Raw genomic sequence first — 22,789 nt, 5'->3', positions numbered from 1 at the left:
TTTTGAGACGTTCTCATAGTAATCTACGTGCATACCCTTTATAGATAAACTTGATGTGATCTCGTCTACAAAACCTCAACTATAATGGCTGCCGTAAAGCTATAGTCATTTAAAAAAATCATCTGCAATCAGAAGACAAATAGTCGAAATAACTACAATAGCCCTAGCCCTGATGGGAACGGCATCCTTTCCTGCCCCTCTTTTGGGGCAGGAAAGATACAGTGGACAGCAGGAAAAAGCTCCAAATAAAAATTAATATCTTAAATAAGAATTTGGCTATCAATTTCCTGATTTATAGTCTCTAATCCCTAACTTCTAGTCTTACTACTAAGATCCAATTCCTTTGTAAATAAATCCAATTGTTTCTAACTCTTTGCGATCTAAGACATTTCGACCGTCAAAAATGAAAGCAGGCTTCATCATATTATCATAAATGCGCTGCCAATCGTAGGTTTTAAATTCATCCCATTCTGTCAAAACAGCAATTGCATGTGCATCTTTACAAGTGTTGTAAGCGTCCTCCTGCATAGAAACATCTCGACTACAAGTTTCATCACATCCGGCCAAAACCAAATCTAAATCGGATTTCATCTGCATTTCGGTAACTTTTGGGTCAAATACCGCAATATTTGCTTGCTCGCAAAGTAAATCGGCAGCCACATAAATCGCCGCTGATTCTCGAGTATCGTTAGTGTCTTTCTTAAAAGCCCAACCTAAGAAAGCAATCTTTTTGTCGGCTACAGTATTGTAAAGAGTCTTTACAATGTTGCGGCCAAATCGCCTTTTTTGGTGATCGTTCATAATGATTACTTGCTCCCAATAGTCAGCAACCTCTTGCAAGCCATAGCTTTGCGCGATATAAACCAAGTTCATAATATCTTTTTGGAAACATGAGCCTCCAAATCCTACAGAAGCTTTTAGGAATTTGTGACCTATACGGCTATCCATTCCGATTGCCGAAGCTACTTCATTGACATCGGCACCGGTTTTCTCACACAATTCAGACATCGCATTGATCGAAGAAACACGTTGTGCTAAGAAAGCATTTGCGGTAAGTTTTGACAACTCCGAGGACCATACATTTGTGGTAAGAATGCGTTCTTGAGGGACCCAATTTGAATAAATAAAAGCCAATTCGGCAATTGCAATTTGACCTTCGATTGAGTCATCCCCTCCGATCAGAACTCTATCTGGAGCGAGTAAATCCTTTACAGCAGTACCTTCGGCAAGAAACTCAGGATTTGATAATATTTGAAACTGCACACCATTTCCGGTATGATCCAAAATACTCTTAATTGCCGCGGCAGTACGTACTGGCAGTGTTGATTTTTCTATTACAATCTTGTCAGTTTTTGCTACTCGTGCTATTGTACGAGCACAAAGTTCGATATATTTTAGATCTGCAGCCATGCCTTTACCCAAACCGTAGGTTTTTGTAGGTGTATTTACAGAGATAAAGATCATATCAGCCTCCTCGATTGCCTTCTCAACTTCTGTAGAAAAGAAGAGGTTTCTATTTCTCACTTCACCTACAATTTCTGCTAACCCTGGTTCGTAAATTGGAAGTTTATTTAAATCGGTATCGTTCCAAGCAGCAATTCTAGCTTCGTTAAGATCGACAACTGTTACTTGTATAGATGGGCATTTTTGAGCAATTACTGCCATTGTAGGTCCACCAACATATCCTGCACCAATACAGCAAATTTTCTTTATATTCATATTATTTTTACTTAAGTAGATTTAGCGGCATCAGCTACCAGCTTTCATATTGCATTTTTTTATTAACTTTCTTCTTACATTTTAAATACATTCTCCGCAAAGAACGCAAATAAACATTAAATCTTAAAACCGTATTACTCTTCAAAAATATAGGTCTGATTGATTGTTTCACTCAGCTCAATTGATTCATTTGCTGACGAAATCTCGTCTTCTCATCCTCCAACCTTCCAATCTTCCAACTTTCCAATCTTCCCACCTCTAGTTCTAATTCTTCAAATTTTCCCAATACCAACCAACTGCTTCTTTGAGTCCTTCCTTGATAGAAAACTGTGGATCATAACCCAAAAGTTCTTTAGCTTTATCGATACTTGCCAGAGAGTGCGGAATGTCCCCTGCTCTATTTGGTCCGTAAACAACTTCGATGTTCGCGATTTTTGCATCGTAATCAGAAAGATATTCTTTAAGATACCCAACAAGATCATTTAACGTATTTCTATCACCGTAAGCAGTATTGTAAACAGTATTTACGGCCTCAGGATTTTGAGTAGTCATTGCTCGCTCATTCATCTGAATTACATTATCAATATAGGTAAAATCTCTTGAGAAGTTACCGTCACCATTAATTACGGGACTTTCATTATTCATAAGTTGCATTACAAACTTAGGAATTACCGCTGCATAAGCGCCATTTGGATCTTGCTTCCGTCCAAAAACATTAAAATATCTTAAACCTATAGTTTCAAGTCCGTAGCTACTGCTAAAGATATTGGCGTATAATTCATTTACATATTTTGTAATTGCATAAGGCGAAAGTGGCTTTCCGATAACATCCTCCACCTTCGGCAACCCTTTTGAATCTCCGTAAGTAGATGAACTCGCAGCATATACAAAGCGTTTAACTTTGGCATCACGTGCTGCTACAAGCATGTTTAAAAAACCTGAAACATTTACGTCATTAGAAGTAATAGGGTCATTGATAGAGCGCGGTACCGAACCCAATGCTGACTGATGCAAAACATACGAAGCACCGTCAACAGCTTTTTTACAATCTTCTAAATTGCGGATATCTCCTTCGATTAAAGTGAAATTCTTGTGATCAATAAACGCCGAAAGATTATGACGATGACCAGTTGCAAAATTATCTAGGCAAACAACTTTATAATTTTTTCCTATAAAATATTCACACAAGTTAGAGCCTATAAAACCTGCTCCACCAGTAATCAAAATCGTTGTATTCTCGTTATCTATCATCAGTAATCAATTATTATTTTTTCTTAAAAATCGTTTTAATTTTTCCCATAAATGAGTGGTCTTCTTCATCATCATGGTATCCTTGCGCGTAATTCCCGTAGCCGTAACCGTAGCCATAGCCGTAACCATCTCCATAACCTGAACCGTATTTCGCTTTGTTTTGATATCCATTAAAAACTATCGAAACATTTGTAAGCTCATTGCGTTCAGTTCTATTATTTAATAGACGAATCATTTCTTTCTTCGTGTAATTTTGTCGCACTACATACAAGGTGACATCCGCAAATTTCGATAATTCAATTGCGTCAGAAACAAGTCCAACGGGCGGCGTATCTAGAAGTATATAATCGTAATTTTCCTTTAGCTTATTAATAAATTCTACCATACTTTCCCCAATTAATAACTCTGAGGGGTTTGGCGGAATAGGTCCAGAACTGACTACATCCAAATTCGGTATATCAGTCGAAAAAATTACCTCATCAAAAGTTGATTGACCAATTAAATAATTAACAACACCCACTTCATTTGTAAGTCCAAAGTCTTCAAATATTTTAGGTTTACGCAGATCGAGTCCTACCAAAATTGTTTTTTTTCCGCTTAACGCGAATACAGTTCCCAGATTTATACTACAGTATGTCTTGCCTTCGCCAGATATTGAGGAAGTTAGTAGCAATGTTTTACTCTTTTCAAGATTATTCTTCTTGTATATAAATTGTAGTGAAGATCTTATTGCTCGAAAAGACTCTGACAAGGCAGATTTTGGCTTTTCAAATACTGTTAAATTTGAATTACCTGCTTTAAGTCCGATAACTCCAATGATAGGAACATTTGTATTTCGAGTAATATCATCGGTATTGAGAATAGAATCTTCAATAAAAAACAACGCAAAAATTAGTAACAGCGGAATTATCACTCCCAAAAAAGCAGCAAGAATATAATTGACGCTAGTATTAGGACCAACAAGACCACGACCTATATCTTTGGCCGAATCGATAAAATGTATATCTGATAAATTGGCAGCTTTAACAATTTCGGCTTCATTACGTTTGGCTAGAAACGAATTAATTATGCTTTCGCTAAGATCATACTTTCGCTTAATTTTCACGTACTCTTGCTTGTCTGCAGGAAGCTTTCGGATGTCACTTTCAATTTCGGCAATTTTCGAATTTACTAATGATAAATCATAGTCAACTTCTCTTTTGGCGGATTTAATGTTCTCTAACAACACTCTTTTCAAAGCTTCAATTTGCACATCAAAATCATTAAAAAGCCTCTCACTTTTGACAGTATATGCTAACTCTGAACGCTCGGCCGATAGTGCGATTATTTTAGACACATTGCTTGAAATATTCGGATCGTCGATTCCAGCTACCGAAGGAGCAGGGAGTTTAGAAAAATCCACACTGTTTTTAAGATAGTTATTTAGGGAATTTAAGTAGGCTATTTTGCGTAAAATCCCATCTTTCTGAACATCATATTGCAACAGATTGCCCGAAATCATACTTCCGTCGGCTTCCATATCAAAAACGTTTTTGTCTTTGGTAAACGACTTCATTTCACCTTCAGAAACTTTAAGTTGATTGTCCATCGCGGCGAGAGTACTATCAATAAAGGCGATCGTGTTTGTTGCAAACTGGTTTTTTCTGTCAAGTTGAGACTTGATTAGTGTATTGACTGTTTCATTGAGATAGTCTACCATCCGAGCCTTGTTCGTTCCTTGTAACGAGAGCGTGATCAGCGAGCCTGCTTTTGCATCGATGTCCGCGCTAATTCCGCGGTATGAGGCTACAACATCATCAAAATTTCGGAATTTTACAATATACTCCTTTCCGATATAGTCTCCGGGCTGATCGGTCATTTCTACAACGAAGTTCAGAAACGGCAAAGCAATTTTTTCACCTACCTTAAAGCTTTTTAAAAATTCGCCTTCTGCAACTCTTAGTTCAGAATGTTTATTCTCTGCATAATATACAACTTCGGCAGTTGGATTTATGAATTCTAACCTAACATTAAATTCATTAGGGCTTAGGAATTTAATATAAACTGCTTGATTTAAAATATTAGCATTTTTTTTATCCAAATTCACATAAAACGGCACAGCGCCATAGGCATCGCGAGTATAGTAATCATCCTGAATAAGGTAATCTATATAGTAATTTAATTTCTCGACAACCAATTCGTTGTGAGTTCGAGATTTTATCGTCGAAGATATATTCTGCACTTGGTCTGATGTACCTCCCCAATTAAATACTAGTGAAGTATTGGAAGTGAAAAACGGATTGTTTTCTTCCTTCACTACTATTGTAGTATCCATTGAGTAAATTTTTTCTTTTCGAATATTTACCTGATGTGCAATTGTAAAAGCAATGACTAAACTTGCCAAAAACCACCGCCAGTAGCTAGCAGTTTTGATCAAAAAACCTTTAAAGTCAAAAGTGTTTTGATGCTCAAGAAAGCTAAAATCTTTATTATCTAGCATATTCTTATCTGGTTAGCAATAATATTGTTGTGGTTACTAATGTAAGAGCCGAGATTATAGTGGTAAATGACTGCAATCCGGTGGTTCCTGTACCCCAAGTTTTTTGTGGTAAAGGTTTGATATATACATAATCATTAGGCTGCAAATAATAATACGGAGATTTCATCGCATTAATATCGGTTAAATCAATATTATGAATTTCCGTTCCGTGCGGAAATTGCCTAATGACTGCAACATTTTTACGATCACCCGTCACAGTAATATCTCCTGCATTGGCAACAGCTTCCAAAATATTTACTTTGTCTTGCAACAGCGTCTTGGTTCCCGGCGACTGTATTTCACCATTAATAGTGTATCTAAAACCTGCAAGTTTAACACTCACAAAAATATTTGCGGTAACTTTAAAATATTCAGCTAGAAGTTGTTTTTCTATAGCCTGTCTAGCTTCGGCTACTGTAAGTCCTAAAATATTAATTTCATTCAGCAACGGAATTCGAATATTTCCGTGATCATCAATTGTATATCCGTTAAAATACAATGTTTCTGCAGATTGTGTACTTGTAGCTTCCGAAGTTTTAAACATTTCGACCAATTTTGAGTCTATTGCTTTTATTTCGACACTTACTATATCATTTACCTGCAAGCGATATGGCTTCAAAGGCACTGCGGTCATTGGTGCAACCGCCTCATCAGGATATTTATTTTGTAGGTATATAAGATCTTTTGTGGGAACACAAGATGAGAATAGACAAATAATTGCCAAGAGATACAAGAGTAATTTTGCCATTTCTACAAAAATGTTAGTAAACAAAGATAGTTTTTCATTTTTAATATCAAAAAAAGCGTGTCTATATATTTACTAAGTCGTTTTGAGCGAATTTTCAAATGGAATACGTTGCAAGATACTTCGCCCCAATGTTACCTCATCAGTAAATTCAAGTTCATCTCCCGCAGCAATTCCGCGAGCGATGGCAGAAGTTGTCTTCACCAAATCTTTTGCCTGACGGTAAATATAGAAATTAGTTGTATCACCCTCCATTGTTGGGCTTAACGCGAAAATCAGTTCGTCAACTTCCGAAGATTTTAACTTTTCAATCAGAGATGCAATTTTTATTTGGCTGGGGCCGATACCGTCAATAGGCGAAATTTTCCCACCGAGAACGTGGTACACGCCTCTAAATTGCCCCGTGTTTTCTATCGCCATAACATCACGAACATCTTCTACAATACAAATAATACTCTTATTTCGTTTGGGATTGCTACAGATTTCACAAATTGCAGTATCTGAAATGTTGTGACAGTTATCGCAAAAATTAATTTCGGAGCGCATGGTATTTAATGCCTGACTCAAGAACTCTGTCTGATCTTTTGGTTGCTTAAGCAAATGTAGCACTAGTCTGAGTGCTGTACGCTTACCAATGCCTGGCAAACGAGACATCTCATTGACCGCATTTTCTAATAATTTTGAAGAGAATTCCATAACACAAAAGTACTTATTTCAGTCGGCTTTTTTGTCAAAATTAGTATTGAAATATTTTGACTCAAAGCAGACTAATTTTTTTTGTATTTTGCGCCTAGAAAAATATTTTGATGACTCCATTTACAATTTTGATGCTAATAGTAATTTACTTTGGCATTCTTCTTCTCATATCGCATTTAGTAAGTAAAAAGGATAGTGGTAACGATGCGTTTTTTAGCGCTAACAAAAATGCCAAGTGGTATTTAGTTGCTTTTGGAATGATAGGTACTGCACTATCAGGCGTAACTTTTATTTCGGTTCCTGGAGAAGTTGGCGCCGCTGGTGGAGAGCAATTCAAATATTTTCAGTTTGTCTTAGGAAACGCTATCGGATTTATAATTATCGCTAAAGTCTTACTTCCCCTCTATTATCGGATGAATCTGACTTCTATATATAGTTACATCGAAGACCGACTCGGAACCTACTCCTATAAAACTGCCGCTTCTATATTTTTGTTAAGCAGAACCATCGGATCCGCTTTTAGATTATACCTAGTAGTGATTGTTTTACAACGCTACGTTTTTGATTATTATGGCGTTCCTTTTGCAATGACCGTCTTAATTTCACTCGCCCTAATATTTGCTTATACCTACAAAGGTGGATTGAAAACTATTATTATAACCGATACTTTGCAAACCTTCTTCATCGTTTCATCTGTATTCTTGACCATTTACTTTATTTGCGACAGCTTAGATCTTGGTGCTATTGAAGCCTTTGAAGCAGTGAAAAACTCGAATTACTCGAAAATTTTCTTCTACGAAGATTTTATCGGAAACAGGTATCACTTTGTAAAACAGATTCTCGGCGGAATCTTTGTTACAATTGCCATGGTAGGACTTGACCAAGATTTAATGCAGAAAAACTTATCGTGCAAAAATATTGGCGAAGCCCAGAAAAACATGTTCACCTTTACGGGGATATTTGTAGTTATCAACTTATTTTTCCTTGGAGTAGGTGCACTTCTTTACATCTACGCGAACAAATTTGGTATTGACGTTCCAAAGGATCTAATTACGGGAAGACCGCGCACCGATTTACTTTTTCCCGAAATTGCCTTTCGTCACCTTACATTTATTCCGTCCTTAGTATTTTTATTAGGCCTGGTCGCTGCGACTTTTGCCACTACAGATTCGGCTTTAACTGCACTTACAACTTCCTTTTGTGTGGATTTCTTGGGGATGAATAAAAAGGAAAATGCCGATAAACCTAATAGTGTACGCACAAGATACATTGTACATATTGGCTTTTCTTTCCTTATGTTTCTAGTGATTATCATTTTCAATAGCATTAATGATTCGTCTGTGGTGGGAATGATCTTTAGAGTGGCATCCTATACATATGGCCCGCTCCTAGGATTGTACAGTTTTGGACTGTTTGTAAAAAAGCGCATTGTTGCAGACAAAATTGTGCCTTATATCTGCCTGCTTTCTCCAGCGCTTACATATTTGCTTTATGAAAACTCGGCTGCATTATTTGGAGGCTACATATTTGACAATGAATTAATCATTGTCAATGGACTAATCACATTCTTAGGTTTGCTAGCAATTTCAAAAAAAGGTATTCAAATTGCTGAAAGAGTTTATTAATAAAATATTTTAAAAACAAAAAAACGACCGTATTGGGTCGTTTTTTGTTTTTTCTAAGCTACAATTTAAAATTGGCTAGTAGACAACATAACAAGCGTACAGGCAACTTCTACCTGGATATTGTTGAGTTTAAGCAATTCATAAAACGCTGGATTTTCTGTCCCTGGATTAAAAATAACGCGCTTTGGAGCTAGGTCAATAATGTAGTTGTAATATTCTTTCTGTCTTGCTGGATTTAAATAAAGCGTCACAGTATTGATATTTGTAAAAGGAACTTGTTTGGTCTGAACTTTCACTCCTTCCACTTCTACCTCCTTCAATCCAATCGCTACAACCGAATGTCCAAATTGAAGAAGTTTCTTAATAGCCATATTCGAATATCGAGCCGTATTGGACGAAGCACCTAATACTAAAGTTTTTTTATTTTTCATATTTTGCGATTTTTCATGTAATACAAAAGTAACGGAAATTTTACATCTGAATTAGATAAAATTTTTATCTTTAAAATTAATAATACCAATCTTATTGACTCTACCTTTGTCACGAGTTTTTTTTTCGGACTTTAACTTTAAAAATGCTTAATCTCTTCTATGGAACTTTTTATTTATCTATTCGCCGCATTATTTTCAGTTTTAAATCCTATTGGTACCGCTCCTATTTTTGTGGCACTTACTCAAGATGACACAAAAAAAGAGCGCAGTCGTATTTCATTATGGACTGCAATCAACGTTTTTATTATTTTAATCGTATCCTATTTTGTTGGACAATACGTGCTGAGTTTCTTCGGAATAAGTATTGATGCGTTGCGTATTGCGGGAGGATTAATAATTGTAAATTCGGGGTTTGCACTACTTTCTGGAAAGATTACTAAGCAGCGAGGTATTAATAAAAAGACCGAAAATGATGCTCAAAAACGTAATGATATCGCCCTTTCGCCATTGGCAATTCCCATGCTTGCGGGGCCTGGATCGATTTCTTTGCTAATTGCTTTCTATCAGGAGCACAATGCAACGATGGATATTATTGTAGCAGTTTCTGCGATTTTATGTGTCGCATTAAGCATTTTTATAATCCTTAGATCAGCGCATTATTTAGTAAAAATATTGGGGTCTTCTGGAATCGTAGCGATTAGTAAAATTGTTGGTTTCATCGTTATTGCCATCGGAATTCAGTATATCGTGAGTGCAATCGTAAATATTATACAGAGTAATATCTTAAAATAAAGGTTTTTCTTTTCGCTTTCGCTAAAATTACGCTGCTCAATAGAAGTAATGATTTCCGAGAAAGACATAAATTCTTTGAATAGAACATTTTGGTCTCCGCCACTTCCGAAGGTATAATGGTATGGAATTTCAATTATAGTTTAGAATCTCATTTTTTCATTTTCGCTAAGTTTATTCTACTCGTTTGAAATGACAATGCAGAAAGTAATTTAAATCTAATAAGGTAAGTAGATAATTTCATGCTTTTTTTCCTGATAAATTTGCAGATTTTTCCTCATTTATGGTTTATAATATTTGAATTAAAACATTTCTCGAAATGCAATGTAGTTAATGTTAAATCATAAAGCCGAGCCAACGGCTCTTTTATAATCATATCCATTCTTATTCACAGGACTGAAGTCCTGTGCTACAATAAAGCCGAGCCGATGGCTCTAAGTTATTTTTGTTGTTCCTTAATAGCACAACGGATGCGTCGTTTTAATAATAGCGGAGCCCTAAAATCTTTTATTGATAGATTTACGACCGTAGAGGCAATATATATTTTATAATTTTTTCAATGTGAAATCAACATTTTTTAATGGTTATTTTCAATCCCGTAGGGATGACTTTATTGTAGCAACGGATTTTAATCAGTTGCAGACAGATTGCAGCTGGCTCAAAGTTCCGTAGGAACGACTTTATAAATTTTTATGATGATTTTCAATAATTGAATAATAATATATTTCTTGAGGTTGAAGTGAAATTAATCGCGAATCATAAAGCCTAGCCGATGGCTCTCTTGTAATCTTATCGATTCTCATTCACAGGACTGAAGTCCTGTGCTACAATAAAGTCGAGCCGATGGCTCTAAGTTATTATTGTTCTTTTTTAATAACATAAAGTCAGCTTCGTTTTAATAATACCGGAGCCCTAAAATCTTTTATTAATAGATTTACGACCGTACAGGCAATATATATTTTATAATTTTTTCAATGTGAAATCAACATTTTTTAATGGTTATTTTCAATCCCGTAGGGATGACTTTATTGTAGCAACGGATTTTAATCCGTTGCAGACAGATTGCAGCTGGCTCAAAGTTCCGTAGGAACGACTTTATAAATTTTTATGATGATTTTTAATAATTGAATAATAATATATTTCTTGAGGTTGAAGTGAAATTACTCGCGAATCATAAAGCCGAGCCAACGACTCTTTTATTAACTTATCTATTCCTATTCACAGTACTGAAGTCCTGTACTACAATAAAGCCGAGCCGATGGCTCTAAGTTATTTTTGTTCTTTTTTAATAACATAAAGTCAGCTTCGTTTTAATAATAGCGGAGCCCTAAAATCTTTTAGTAATAGATTTACGACCGAACAGGCAATATATATTTTATAATTTTTTTAATGTGAAATCAATATTTTTTAATGTTTATTTTCAATCCCGTAGGGATGACTTTATTGTAGCAACGGATTTTAATCCGTTGCAGACATATCGCAGCTGGCTCAAAGTTCCGTAGGAACGACATTATAGATTTTGATCTTCTTATTATTTTGAAAACTGAAACGTGAATTCAAAGAAGATTCGATACAGCTATGAAGTGATCAATTTTATTCTCGCAAACTTTTCACTTGATAGAGAACCTTATAATAAAGCGACGGCCAAGTTAATCGCTTAATTACTGTCTAACCAAGGCTATTTGCAGAAATCCTTAACTCAACCCGCCCTGCTTCAACCGAAGACAAATCAAAACCCCGCGCCAACTACATCTTGAGCGGTCTGAATGTATTTGGCGAAAGCCAAAAGAGAATTATAAGCGTTTTACTAAAAAATACATGACTGCAACTTTATAAAAGGCAAAAACCACTTCTAGATTATTCCAAAAGTGGTTTTTTTTTATTTTAATAATTTCTGAAAAAAGTAAAGACTATTCTTCGTCTTCTTCCAACTCTTCTAATTCCTCTTCTAATGGCAAGAAAATCTCGGCCATCATACAACGAGCGCTTCCGCCACCGCAGGATTCGATAGTGTCTAAGCTTGAATGAAGAATTTCGGCATGAGCAGATAATTTAGCTATTTGATCTTCAGTAAGACTATTATAAGCGGCGGTGCTCATTACGATAAAACGTTTATCATCTTCGCCCTTTACCTCAAGCATATTACCCGCAAAGCTATTTACTTGCTCTTCGGTAATAAAAATTACTTCTTTATTATTGTCTTTTAAATTCTGAATAACATTTTTACGCTCGGCTTTGTCATCTATACAATCAGCGCAGATTACTGCAAATGTTTCACCTAGACACATCATTACGTTGGTATGATAAATCAATTTTCGTTCTCCATCAACATTATGAAATGCCTCAAAAATCACTGGCGCATAATCAAAATCCTCGCAGAATTCGATAAAAAGTTCTTCATCTGCTCTTGGCGAAAGTGCGCAATATGCTTTACCATTGGCACGGTCTAGCAACATACTTCCAGTACCTTCAAGAAAATAACCATCATCCTCGGCAGACGAATAATCTACAATATTTTCTATCAAGAAACCTTGATCTTCTAGAGTGTCCAAAATTTCCTCGCGACGTTCACGTCTTCTGTTTTCGGCAAACATCGGATACAACGCGACATCACTGTTTTGATGGAAGGAAATCCAGTTGTTGGGAAAAATACTGTCGGGAGTATCTGGATTCATAGTGTCATTTACTACCACCACATTTACCCCTACCGCGCGAAGCTTTTCTACAAACGTATCAAACTCCTCCTGCGCTTTAGCATTGACATTTTCTGGCGATAGATTTTCGATCACCTTTTGGTAGTAATTATTTACCACTGTCTGCTCATTCATCCGAAAAGAAACCGGACGAATCATCAAAATTGAATTTGTTGTTTGTTTCATAATCATTAAAATTTATTCCCTTATTAACGGAAGTGTTGAACATCTTAGCAGTCCTTCCTGCTTCGCAATCTCTGCGTACGGAACGGTTTCTACTGTAAAATTATTTTCTTCTAACCAAGTGTTTAATCTCGTAAAATTGCGCTCTGTAACTACTACCGTTGGTGTAATCGAAAATACATTCGAAAACATATTGTACATTTCATCTCCCGTGATATGGAATAGATTTTCCATTCCAAATAAGTCTACAAGATACTGATAATCTTTTTCGTCTCGGAAGCCTTCTTTAAAAATAATTGCTTTATCAACTCCAACTGGTTGGAAACAGCAGTCCAAATGAAGTGCATTTCCTTTAGGATCATCAAATGATTTTACTAAGTCAAATTCCTTTACAATCTTCTCTGGAAAAAGCTCTTTGATAAAATTAACTCCGTGCATATTGGTGCGTGCCGTTTTTATTTTACTATAATCGGCTCCTTTATAAGTACCAATAAAAACGTAATTTTTCCAAAGCATTACATCGCCACCTTCAATATGCACCTTTTCTGGTGGGACAATCACCTTATTAGGATTCATCATATCTACAATAGATTGAATTGCAGGGAATTCTTTTTCACGTTCGGGAAGAATATTTGCTCGAATAAAATAATCATCAATAACGAACGCAATATCTCTAGTGAAAATCTGATTTTCGTCTTCTACAATGGTCGGTCTGTAAACCGTAACCCCATACTTCAAGAAAACCTCGTGCAATGCTTCCATTTCGGCTACCATATCTTCTTCTACTGGATAGGTTCCCGCAAGAATATGTTCTAGTGACTTTGGATCGTAAGCATCTTCTGCAGACGGAGTTGGTCCATTGCTGACAGCAGTGCCTAAAATTACTGCTTTTAAAGTTGAAGTTTCGTTTTGAATATTTAATTCTAGCATACTAAAAGTTTTGACTAATTATTAAGATAAAAAAGCTCCTCTATACGGAGAAGCTTTTTTTATAGTGATGGCTTTTGCCAAAATCATTAACGTTGATCCATCGGTTTAAAGTCTCTAAGCTCATATCCTGTATAGATTTGTCTTGGTCTTCCGATAGGTTCTTTATTGATGCGCATCTCTTTCCACTGAGCGATCCATCCTGGAAGACGACCGATTGCAAAAAGAACGGTAAACATTTCAGTTGGAATTCCCATTGCGCGGTAAATGATACCTGAATAGAAATCAACATTTGGATATAATTTTCTAGAAACGAAATAGTCATCTACAAGTGCTGCGGCTTCCAATTTTTTTGCAATTTGCAAAATTGGATCATCCACTCCTAAAGTTGCAAGAACTTCGTCTGCTGCCTTTTTGATAATTTTTGCGCGTGGGTCAAAGTTCTTATAAACGCGGTGTCCAAAGCCCATTAGGCGGAATGGGTCGTTTCTATCTTTGGCCTTTGCCATATATTTGTCTGCATCTCCACCATTAGCTTGAATTTCTTCTAGCATTTCAAGTACAGCTTGATTTGCACCACCGTGAAGTGGTCCCCAAAGTGCTGAAACTCCTGCAGAGATTGAAGCGAATAATCCAGCGTGAGACGATCCAACCATACGTACAGTAGATGTAGAACAATTTTGTTCGTGATCTCCGTGAAGAATAAATAATTTGTTCAAAGCATCAACCACAGCTGGGTCTGGCGTGTAAGGTCCTGTAGGAAGTTCGAACATTAAGTGCATGAAATTCTCTACATATCCTTTTGTATTATCATAATAATTCAATGGATAACCCATTGATTTGCGGTATGTGTAAGTTGCAATCACTAGGAATTTTCCCATTGTTTTACAAACCGCTTGATACATTTCTTTCTCATTTTCAACATTAACCGGCTTTGGATTAAAAGCTGTTAGTGCTGATGTCAAAGATGCCAAAATTCCCATTGGGTGGGCAGTTCTTGGAAAACCTTCAACGATTTTCTTCATCTCTTCATTGACCAATGTATGCTTGCGAATATCTTCTTCAAATTGAAATAGCTGATCCTTTGTAGGAAGCTCTCCAAAAACTAGTAAATAGGCAACTTCAAGGAAGTTTGCTTTTCCAGCAAGATCTTCGATGCTATAACCACGGTATCTTAGAATTCCTTCTTCACCGTCTAGAAATGTAATGTCACTTTTGCAAGAACCCGAATTCTTATAACCTGGATCCATCGTAATGTATCCTGTTTCACTTCTAAGTTTTTCTATATCGATGGCAACTTCGTTTTCAGTTCCAATAATAACTGGAAATTCATACTTTTTTCCGTCGATCTCTAATGTTGCGATTTTTGACATAATATATAGGGAAATTTGTTTTGTGAATTTATTATCCGAACAAATCTAATGAAAATAGTATTAATGTGAAAGCCTGTTTACAGAGAAATAACAAAAAAAACAGTGTTTTTTAAGACAAATTGCAAGCATTAAAATTGTCTGTATCAACATTAAGCAAATAATCTGAATTTATCACGTTTTATTATCTGATAATCTCTTGCAAATGATTCTAAATTTATGCACTAGAACTTTATGGTGCACGAAATATTTCAGTTAGAGAAGATTTTGGCTTTCGCCGAAGTAATAAAAGAAAAAATTACGACTTGAACATTTCCGAAGCTATTCGTTGAGCAGGATACTTCTGCATTTTCCAGATTTAGCATATCTGCTTTTCTTTTAAAACTAGGTTGTTGACTTTCGCCGAACTAAAAAGACAAATCTAAATTAAAATACTTCTGAAGTTAATCGGTCCCATTTGATTTCCTCAAAATTCAAGACAATTTTCCTAAAATGTATTAAAACAAAAATCCCCTTCAAAACTTATTGTTCTGAAAGGGATTTTTAATATCTGGTTTTTGAAACCTTTTCGTCTAGTTGAAATCAAAATTTCTAAAGTTATGAGATGCCTTAGCCCTGATTGCAGTGAAAAGCCTTTTGCAGGCAGAATCCTATTTTTTGTGGCAGTAAGAAAGCGACCGAAGGAAGCCCTTCTTACTGCTTACAAAAATGGATTATGGCCAAAAAGCTTGGAGCAAAAAGCAGGATTAAGCTCCTAAAAAAATTAGTGTACTTTGAACGCTTGAGCTCCTGGAAAATAAGCGGTGTCGCCTAATTCTTCTTCAATACGCAAAAGTTGATTGTATTTTGCCATACGATCTGAGCGCGATGCTGAGCCGGTTTTGATTTGACCACAGTTTAATGCTACGGCAAGATCGGCAATTGTATAATCTTCGGTTTCGCCCGAGCGGTGTGACATTACTGATGTAAATCCAGCGCGGTGTGCCATATTTACTGCTGCGATAGTTTCTGTAAGTGTTCCAATTTGGTTCACCTTTACTAGAATCGAATTTCCAATTCCTTGCTCAATTCCTCTTGCAAGTCTAGTTACATTGGTCACAAAAAGATCATCTCCTACAAGTTGCACGCGGTCTCCAATTGCTTCGGTTAGCATTTTCCATCCGTCCCAATCGTCTTCATGCATTCCATCTTCGATAGATATAATTGGGTATTTTTGCGAAAGTTCAGCAAGGTACTGCACTTGCTCAATTGATGTTCTAATTTTTCCTTGTGGACCTTCAAATTTTGAATAATCGTAAAGGCCTTTTACATAAAATTCTGAAGCTGCACAGTCTAAAGCCAATTTGATGTCACCACCAAAAGTGTATCCTGCCGATTCAACTGCATTTTTGATACGCTCAATTGCTTCTTCTGTACCACCAACGAGATTTGGTGCAAAACCGCCTTCATCTCCTACTGCAGTAGAAAGATTTAAGTCGTGAAGTCCTTTTTTAAGATGGTGGAAAATCTCCGTACCCATCTGCAATGCTTGGGTGTATGTTTTGGCTTTAACCGGAATGATCATAAATTCCTGAAAAGCAATCGGCGCATCTGAATGCGATCCACCATTGATGATATTCATCATTGGCACTGGAAGTGTGTTTGCAGAAACACCTCCAATATATCTGTATAGCGGCATTCCAAGTTCGTTTGCAGCGGCTTTGGCCACGGCAAGTGAAACTCCTAGAATTGCGTTGGCACCTAAATTTGATTTATTATGAGTTTGATCAAGTTCGATCATTGTCTGATCGATTAGATTCTGTTCAAAAACTGAAGTACCCAAAAGTGCTTCGGCAATGAGAGTATTAACATTTTTCACTGCTTTATGAACTCCTTTGCCCATAAATGCTTTTCCGCCATCGCGTAATTCTACTGCTTCATGCTCACCTGTTGATGCTCCAGAAGGTACAGCAGCGCGACCAAGTGTTCCATTTTCTGTCATTACATCTACCTCTACAGTAGGATTTCCTCTCGAATCGAATATTTGTCTAGCGTGGACTGAAATGATGATACTCATTATGATTGTTTTTGATTTATAAATTTACCCACAAATATATTCTATTTTTTAGAATTACTCAGAATTTAGGGAGCAAGTATAAAAGGTGATTATCATTTGACTAAAAATCAACCAAAAACCAAATAATTTCTAGGAATTATTCACAAAACAACTTAATAGTATAAATCAACCTCTGCCTAATTTTTCTAACAAAAACCCCCGAATTACGGACGTTGAAGTACATAATTGGTCGCCAATATGCATTAGAAAAGTAAAGACATAAGAAAGTACATGTTAATATTTACTAAAAAATTAGTTCGCCAGATTTTTATTGTGCCAATTGACCATTATCATTTTCACAAACTGAGTGGTAATTTTAGATACCATAATGCGCAATTATCTGAAAATCTTTTAGAATGCTGAAATATCTTCAAATATTTATAAAAATACCAAAATCCAAAAATTGCTATCTACTAGATAATGAGGACATTAAATTTAAAAAAAGTGGAAATAATGTAATTATACTTTGTAATATTGTAATGCCTCGGCATTTCTATAACTATAATTCTTACAAAAAAATGTTAGAAAATTATTCAACTACAAATAAATTAGCAGCGAACTTAAAATTACAATTAATTGCAAAAAGATCGGTTGCTCTTGCTTTTATGATCACCACATCTGCTTCAAGTTTTGCGCAAGGTGCTAAAGGCAATTTGCAACAATCGGCGCAGAACTCTATAACAGGAGAAATGCAAGCAATGAATAATGCTATAATTGAGTCAGAATACAAAACAAAATTAGAAGAAAACACTTGGACTCTAGTAACAAACTCGTATCCATTTGCAATTAGTGCTGAACAAGTTATTGATAAAAATAAGAGTAGAATAAGCCCTACAATCTACATTCCCTCGCTTACAAACAATCAAAAATCTGAAATTGATTACGCCCAAGGATATACGATGTTTAATTTAAGTGGTGGTACAACAAGCGTTGGATCAGTAGATATAAATAATCCTGCAGTTAATTTTGACAAAAACAGCGCTTATGGAATTATCAATTCTCAGCAAAAATTTCTTGTTCAACCACTACAAGCAGACGACCTTGTAATTTCTAATACGATGGAGACACAAACTCATAGAGACGATGTGTTATGGGGCGGAAAAGAGCCAAAAGCAAGAAATCGCTATTGGATGAACCTTACTAACGCGGCCGGAAATTATAGTCAGACTTTAATGGGTTACTTTAAAGATGCTACCGATGATATTGATCCTGGATTTGACGGAAGCGTATATCACGGTGCTCACGTGACGCTGTATAGCTTTTGCAACGGAGTCAAATTGAGTATTCAAGGCCAGGCAATGCCTCTTACCAATGACAAATACGTAGTATTTGGATACAATACAAAAGCAGCGGGTATGCTTAATTTGTATATTCCTCAAACCGAATTGGATTTTAATGGCACCATGCCTTTACTTCTAAAAGATTCTCATCTAGGCGGTTTTTATATGATAAAAGATGCACCTTATTACTTTTACTCTGCGGCCGGAACTTTTGACGACCGTTTTGAAATCCACTACACAGACGGTAGCAATAGATTAGCTGGAGACAAAGATACGATGGAAGATAAAGTTATAATGGCCTATAAGGAGGGTGATAACATCGTAGTAAAAGCCAATAATGGCCTATATACCGAGATCGAAATTTACGATATGAATGCAAAAGTTGTCAAAGCGGTTAGAAATATAAATACAGATTTCACCATCATAGAGGGCGTGCAGCAGCAAAATCAATTACTGCTAATCAACGTTAAAACTACCGAAGGTAAATACATTACAAAGAAAATCATATTTTAGGTTAGTGAGTTACATGAACTGAAAGCCCGAACTTTGCTAGAGTTCGGGCTTTTTATTTATGATTATTTGAGAGTAAATCTCAGAATTGTTTGGATTTGGCTTTCGCCGAAAGACTTCAGTTTCATAACAAGTATTATTGAAGCAGAGTTTTAATTCCTAACTTCACTTCTAGAAAGAAGGCGATCTGTCCTCGGCCGAAGCACTCCTGTTCATATTCTGCCAAAACAACATCTCAAATATCCAGAATAAACAGCTCTTCATCCAAGATACTTAGAAAAATTGCAACGATCTATTTTTATCAATCACCCAAAAACTACAACTTTATTGATGATGAATTGAATGGAAGTCGCTTAGTTTTTACTCCAAATAAGAGCTGAATAGGATTTTTTCTAGATTAAAGTTATTCAGGGACATTCAGCACAATTATAAATATCCCTTCTTAGGCATTAGACTTGAAGTTTATTTTTAAACACTGTCGGATTTTTGGCCATCAACAATAGCAATATAAAATAATGCCTTAATCGATTTTTATTTTGCGCAAAAATCTCGGCACTTACTTCTCAAATCGCTTATTCTATTAAAACTCCTTTATCGCAATACCGCAGTTGTGGGATTGCATTTTTATTTAATTTTTAGACCCACTTTCAACACTTAGATTTCCGTTTTCGTAGTCTTTAATTATATATATAGCTTTTGCAAATTCTTTCTCATTCACTTTTAGAACTACTGCTCGAAATCCGCCCGCAACTACTGTCCAAGGCTGAATAGTAGCCATATTTTCATTTTGAGAAAATACTTCAATTCCAGATTCTTCGAGTAAACTTTTTATGTTCATTGCTTCGATAAAACTTCCTCTAAATGTATTTTTCATATTTTGTTTTTATTTAAAATCCATTGCTCGAGAGTGTCAAAGGCCGACGATATTAATAATTGCCCGTAAGATAGTACGAATTCTTTCTAAATTTAAAAACTAGGCGCAAAAAAAAAGTCGAACACCTGGTTCGACTTTTTAAATTTATTTTGCTTTTTTAATGTTTTCAATAAAATCATCAAAAAGATAGCTTGCATCGTGTGGACCAGGACTTGCTTCGGGATGGTACTGCACCGAAAAACAGTTTTTGTTTTTCATTCGCATTCCAGAAACGGTATTGTCATTAACGTGAACGTGGGTAATTTCCAATTCAGGATTTGCTTCAAGCTCTTCTCTATTGACTGCAAATCCGTGATTCTGCGAGGTTATTTCGCCTTTGCCGGTAAGCAAGTTCAACACAGGGTGATTGATTCCTCTGTGGCCGTTAAACATCTTAAATGTCGAAACACCGTTGGCCAAAGCCAAAACTTGATGTCCCAAACAAATTCCAAACATCGTATCGTTATTTTCGATAATTTGTTTTGCGATCCCAATTGCACCTGCGAGAGGTTCAGGATCTCCAGGTCCATTGGAAAGAAAATATCCATCTGGATTAAATTCTTTCATATCTTGGTACGTACTATCAAAAGGAAATACTTTAATATAACAATCTCTTTGTACTAAATTGCGGAGAATATTTTTTTTGATACCAAGGTCAAGTGCCGATATCTTATAAGTTGCCGTTGGCTCTCCTACGAAATATGCTTCCTTTGTCGAAACCTTTGAAGCTAATTCTAAGCCTTGCATGTCTGGAACCTCGGCAAGTAATACTTTTAATTCTTCGATTGACGTGCCATCTGTGCAAATGATCGCATTCATCGCTCCATGCTCACGAATATATCCTACTAGCGCTCTCGTATCTACATCAGAAATAACTACCAAATTCTGCTTTGCAAAATAATCTTCAAGACTAGACGCGTTGGCTCTTGAGAAATTAAAGCTAAAATTTTTGCAAACAAGACCTCTTATCATAATTTGATCAGATTCAACTTCATCTTCCATCACACCATAATTTCCAATATGTGGCGTAGTGGCAACCATGATTTGGCCGTAGTACGAAGGATCTGTAAAAATTTCTTGATAGCCTGTCATTCCAGTGTTGAAACAAACTTCTCCTGATACTTTTCCCTCAATTCCGATTGATTTACCATGAAAAATAGTTCCGTCACTTAAAAGTAGAACAGCTTTGTTACGTTTTGAATATTTCATTAAGTAGTTGTTGTGTTGTATTATTTAAATATGCTTTTGGGTACTTCTGGCAATTTTAATTGTGCAAATTTACGGCAAATAAAAGAAAATTCCACCTTGGTTTGCAAAATTAAATTCTCCTCTACAAAAGGAGATAAAGCACTGCCTACGTGTATGAATTGGATGGGAATACTTTTATTATTTTTGCTGGATGGTCAAAAAAAAAGGACAAACTTAAAAAAGTTTATCCTTAATTTTATTAAAATTGACAAATGCTCATTACTCAGCTGCGTCAGTTTTTTTAGCATCTTCAACTGCAGGAACTTCTTCCGTTGCAACTTCAGTTTCGTCAGCTTTCTTAGCTTTAGAACCACGACGGCTTTTAGCTTTTTTAACTTCTTTTTTACCACCTGTGTAAAGTTCGTTGAAGTCAACTAGTTCAATCATTGCCATATCTGCATTATCTCCAAGACGGTTACCAACTTTAATGATACGAGTGTATCCACCTGGTCTATCTCCAACTTTTGCAGCTACATCTCTAAAAAGATCAGTAACAGCATATTTGCTGCGAAGTTTTGCAAATACGATACGACGATTGTGAGTTGTATCTTCTTTTGACTTTGTAATTAAAGGCTCAACAAATTGTTTAAGCGCTTTTGCTTTAGCGACAGTTGTATTAATACGTTTGTGCTCGATAAGAGAACAAGCCATATTTGCAAGCATAGCTTTTCTATGTGCAGTCTGTCTGCTAAGGTGATTGAATTTTTTTCCGTGTCTCATGACGTGTTTTTTATACTTTCATCTTGATACTATCCGCTTTGGAGATCAAAATATGAAGTAATTTATTCTTTATCTAATTTATATTTTGCTAAGTCCATTCCGAAGGTAAGGTTCTTTACAGCTACTAGTTCATCTAGTTCAGTTAAAGATTTTTTACCGAAATTACGGAATTTCATTAGGTCGTTTTTGTTGAATGATACAAGATCACCAAGAGTATCAACTTCCGCTGCTTTCAAACAGTTCAATGCACGTACAGACAGGTCCATATCAACCAATTTGGTTTTAAGTAATTGTCTCATGTGCAATGACTCTTCGTCATATGACTCAGTTTGCGCAATTTCGTCAGCTTCTAAGGTAATTCTTTCATCAGAGAACAACATGAAGTGATGAATCAATGTTTTAGCAGCTTCAGTTAAAGCGTCTTTTGGATTGATTGATCCGTCAGTTTTTATTTCGAAAACTAATTTTTCATAATCTGTTTTCTGCTCTACACGGAAGTTTTCGATTGAATATTTTACATTCTTTACAGGTGTAAAAATAGAATCTGTGAAAATAGTCCCAATAGCGGCATTTTGTTTTTTGTTTTCTTCTGCAGGAACATAACCTCTACCTTTTTCGATAGTAAGTTCCATGTTCAAATTGATTTTGCTATCAAGGTTACAGATTACAAGCTCCGGGTTTAATACCTGGAATCCAGAGATAAACTTTTGGAAATCTCCAGCTGTAAGCTGATCTTTACCTGATACAGATATAGTAACTGTTTCGTTATCTACATCCTCAATCTGACGTTTGAAACGTACTTGCTTAAGGTTCAAGATCATTTCAGTAACATCTTCTACAACTCCTGAAATAGTCGAAAACTCATGATCCACACCTTCAATTCGTACAGATGTGATTGCGTATCCTTCCAATGCGGAAAGCAAAACTCTTCTAAGTGCATTACCAACGGTCAATCCGTAACCAGGTTCTAAAGGACGAAATTCAAATTTGCCTTCAAAATCGGTTGAATCGATCATGATAACTTTATCGGGTTTCTGAAAATTAAATATTGCCATAATTTCGACTAAAGTTCATTT

The 22,789-nt window shown here is 35.9% G+C and carries 17 protein-coding genes; 3 read left to right on the top strand and 14 right to left on the bottom strand.

Annotated features, from left to right (window positions below; genetic code table 11):
• Positions 1-327 precede the first annotated feature (327 nt).
• The 5 genes from SBO79_RS06000 to recR form a co-directional block, all read right to left on the bottom strand.
• A complete protein-coding gene (locus tag SBO79_RS06000) occupies positions 328-1,719 on the bottom strand; it encodes a UDP-glucose 6-dehydrogenase (RefSeq protein WP_318643043.1) in 1,392 nt (463 codons plus the stop codon).
• Positions 1,720-1,983: 264 nt separating this feature from the next.
• Complete coding sequence (locus SBO79_RS05995; RefSeq protein WP_318643041.1) at positions 1,984-2,970, bottom strand: SDR family oxidoreductase; 987 nt, start codon at positions 2,968-2,970, stop codon at positions 1,984-1,986.
• Between the two features lie 13 nt (positions 2,971-2,983).
• Positions 2,984-5,449 carry an exopolysaccharide transport family protein gene (locus SBO79_RS05990; RefSeq protein WP_318643039.1) on the bottom strand — a complete coding sequence of 822 codons (2,466 nt, stop codon included), beginning with the start codon at positions 5,447-5,449 and terminating at the stop codon, positions 2,984-2,986.
• 4 nt (positions 5,450-5,453) lie between these two features.
• Entirely contained in the window at positions 5,454-6,236 is a 783-nt protein-coding gene (locus SBO79_RS05985; RefSeq protein WP_318643037.1) for a polysaccharide biosynthesis/export family protein, read from the bottom strand.
• A 72-nt stretch (positions 6,237-6,308) separates the two neighbouring features.
• Entirely contained in the window at positions 6,309-6,929 is a 621-nt protein-coding gene (gene recR, locus SBO79_RS05980) for a recombination mediator RecR (RefSeq protein WP_318643035.1), read from the bottom strand.
• Positions 6,930-7,039: 110 nt separating this feature from the next.
• On the opposite strand from recR, the gene SBO79_RS05975 reads away from it, so the two are divergent.
• Positions 7,040-8,554 (top strand): sodium:solute symporter, encoded by a 1,515-nt coding sequence (locus SBO79_RS05975; RefSeq protein ID WP_318643033.1) that lies wholly within the window; start codon positions 7,040-7,042, stop codon positions 8,552-8,554.
• Between the two features lie 65 nt (positions 8,555-8,619).
• On the opposite strand, the gene SBO79_RS05970 is transcribed toward SBO79_RS05975, so the two are convergent.
• Positions 8,620-8,985 carry a CoA-binding protein gene (locus SBO79_RS05970; RefSeq protein WP_318643031.1) on the bottom strand — a complete coding sequence of 122 codons (366 nt, stop codon included), beginning with the start codon at positions 8,983-8,985 and terminating at the stop codon, positions 8,620-8,622.
• Between the two features lie 159 nt (positions 8,986-9,144).
• Here SBO79_RS05970 and SBO79_RS05965 point away from each other — a divergent pair, with 159 nt between their 5' ends.
• A complete protein-coding gene (locus SBO79_RS05965) occupies positions 9,145-9,777 on the top strand; it encodes a MarC family NAAT transporter (protein WP_318643029.1) in 633 nt (210 codons plus the stop codon).
• A 1,907-nt stretch (positions 9,778-11,684) separates the two neighbouring features.
• Here the strand turns inward: SBO79_RS05965 and ctlX are convergent.
• From ctlX to eno, 4 genes are all read right to left on the bottom strand, one after another.
• A complete protein-coding gene (gene ctlX / locus SBO79_RS05960) occupies positions 11,685-12,653 on the bottom strand; it encodes a citrulline utilization hydrolase CtlX (RefSeq protein WP_318643027.1) in 969 nt (322 codons plus the stop codon).
• A 12-nt stretch (positions 12,654-12,665) separates the two neighbouring features.
• Complete coding sequence (locus tag SBO79_RS05955) at positions 12,666-13,580, bottom strand: dimethylarginine dimethylaminohydrolase family protein (protein WP_318643025.1); 915 nt, start codon at positions 13,578-13,580, stop codon at positions 12,666-12,668.
• Between the two features lie 86 nt (positions 13,581-13,666).
• Positions 13,667-14,950 carry a citrate synthase gene (locus tag SBO79_RS05950; protein WP_318643023.1) on the bottom strand — a complete coding sequence of 428 codons (1,284 nt, stop codon included), beginning with the start codon at positions 14,948-14,950 and terminating at the stop codon, positions 13,667-13,669.
• 760 nt (positions 14,951-15,710) lie between these two features.
• A complete protein-coding gene (gene eno, locus SBO79_RS05945) occupies positions 15,711-17,003 on the bottom strand; it encodes a phosphopyruvate hydratase (RefSeq protein WP_318643021.1) in 1,293 nt (430 codons plus the stop codon).
• Between the two features lie 557 nt (positions 17,004-17,560).
• Here eno and SBO79_RS05940 point away from each other — a divergent pair.
• Positions 17,561-18,835, top strand: coding sequence for a DUF8693 domain-containing protein (locus SBO79_RS05940; protein ID WP_318643020.1), 1,275 nt, complete (start codon positions 17,561-17,563; stop codon positions 18,833-18,835).
• Positions 18,836-19,460: 625 nt separating this feature from the next.
• Here SBO79_RS05940 and SBO79_RS05935 read toward each other — a convergent pair.
• The 4 genes from SBO79_RS05935 to SBO79_RS05920 form a co-directional block, all read right to left on the bottom strand.
• On the bottom strand, positions 19,461-19,706 hold the full coding sequence (locus SBO79_RS05935) for a putative signal transducing protein (protein ID WP_318643018.1): 246 nt from the start codon (positions 19,704-19,706) through the stop codon (positions 19,461-19,463).
• Positions 19,707-19,850: 144 nt separating this feature from the next.
• Positions 19,851-20,954 (bottom strand): glutamine-hydrolyzing carbamoyl-phosphate synthase small subunit, encoded by a 1,104-nt coding sequence (gene carA, locus SBO79_RS05930; protein WP_318643016.1) that lies wholly within the window; start codon positions 20,952-20,954, stop codon positions 19,851-19,853.
• A gap of 258 nt (positions 20,955-21,212) precedes the next feature.
• Positions 21,213-21,713, bottom strand: a complete 501-nt coding sequence (gene rplQ, locus SBO79_RS05925) for a 50S ribosomal protein L17 (protein WP_318643014.1) — start codon at positions 21,711-21,713, stop codon at positions 21,213-21,215.
• A 62-nt stretch (positions 21,714-21,775) separates the two neighbouring features.
• Positions 21,776-22,768 carry a DNA-directed RNA polymerase subunit alpha gene (locus tag SBO79_RS05920; protein ID WP_318643012.1) on the bottom strand — a complete coding sequence of 331 codons (993 nt, stop codon included), beginning with the start codon at positions 22,766-22,768 and terminating at the stop codon, positions 21,776-21,778.
• Positions 22,769-22,789 lie beyond the last annotated feature (21 nt).

The organism is Flavobacterium ardleyense (assembly GCF_033547075.1).
Lineage (GTDB): Bacteria > Bacteroidota > Bacteroidia > Flavobacteriales > Flavobacteriaceae > Flavobacterium > Flavobacterium ardleyense_A.
Note: the sequence above shows the minus strand (reverse complement) of the source record. Positions and strands in the feature narration are given on the sequence as shown.

Bases quoted from the DNA above. Each gene is read 5' to 3' on its own strand.
- SBO79_RS06000 (WP_318643043.1), bottom strand. From the start codon at position 1,719: ATGAATATAAAGAAAATTTGCTGTATTGGTGCAGGATATGTTGGTGGA.
- SBO79_RS05995 (WP_318643041.1), bottom strand. From the start codon at position 2,970: ATGATAGATAACGAGAATACAACGATTTTGATTACTGGTGGAGCAGGT.
- SBO79_RS05990 (WP_318643039.1), bottom strand. From the start codon at position 5,449: ATGCTAGATAATAAAGATTTTAGCTTTCTTGAGCATCAAAACACTTTT.
- SBO79_RS05985 (WP_318643037.1), bottom strand. From the start codon at position 6,236: ATGGCAAAATTACTCTTGTATCTCTTGGCAATTATTTGTCTATTCTCA.
- recR (WP_318643035.1), bottom strand. From the start codon at position 6,929: ATGGAATTCTCTTCAAAATTATTAGAAAATGCGGTCAATGAGATGTCT.
- SBO79_RS05975 (WP_318643033.1), top strand. From the start codon at position 7,040: ATGACTCCATTTACAATTTTGATGCTAATAGTAATTTACTTTGGCATT.
- SBO79_RS05970 (WP_318643031.1), bottom strand. From the start codon at position 8,985: ATGAAAAATAAAAAAACTTTAGTATTAGGTGCTTCGTCCAATACGGCT.
- SBO79_RS05965 (WP_318643029.1), top strand. From the start codon at position 9,145: ATGGAACTTTTTATTTATCTATTCGCCGCATTATTTTCAGTTTTAAAT.
- ctlX (WP_318643027.1), bottom strand. From the start codon at position 12,653: ATGAAACAAACAACAAATTCAATTTTGATGATTCGTCCGGTTTCTTTT.
- SBO79_RS05955 (WP_318643025.1), bottom strand. From the start codon at position 13,580: ATGCTAGAATTAAATATTCAAAACGAAACTTCAACTTTAAAAGCAGTA.
- SBO79_RS05950 (WP_318643023.1), bottom strand. From the start codon at position 14,950: ATGTCAAAAATCGCAACATTAGAGATCGACGGAAAAAAGTATGAATTT.
- eno (WP_318643021.1), bottom strand. From the start codon at position 17,003: ATGAGTATCATCATTTCAGTCCACGCTAGACAAATATTCGATTCGAGA.
- SBO79_RS05940 (WP_318643020.1), top strand. From the start codon at position 17,561: ATGTTAGAAAATTATTCAACTACAAATAAATTAGCAGCGAACTTAAAA.
- SBO79_RS05935 (WP_318643018.1), bottom strand. From the start codon at position 19,706: ATGAAAAATACATTTAGAGGAAGTTTTATCGAAGCAATGAACATAAAA.
- carA (WP_318643016.1), bottom strand. From the start codon at position 20,954: ATGAAATATTCAAAACGTAACAAAGCTGTTCTACTTTTAAGTGACGGA.
- rplQ (WP_318643014.1), bottom strand. From the start codon at position 21,713: ATGAGACACGGAAAAAAATTCAATCACCTTAGCAGACAGACTGCACAT.
- SBO79_RS05920 (WP_318643012.1), bottom strand. From the start codon at position 22,768: ATGGCAATATTTAATTTTCAGAAACCCGATAAAGTTATCATGATCGAT.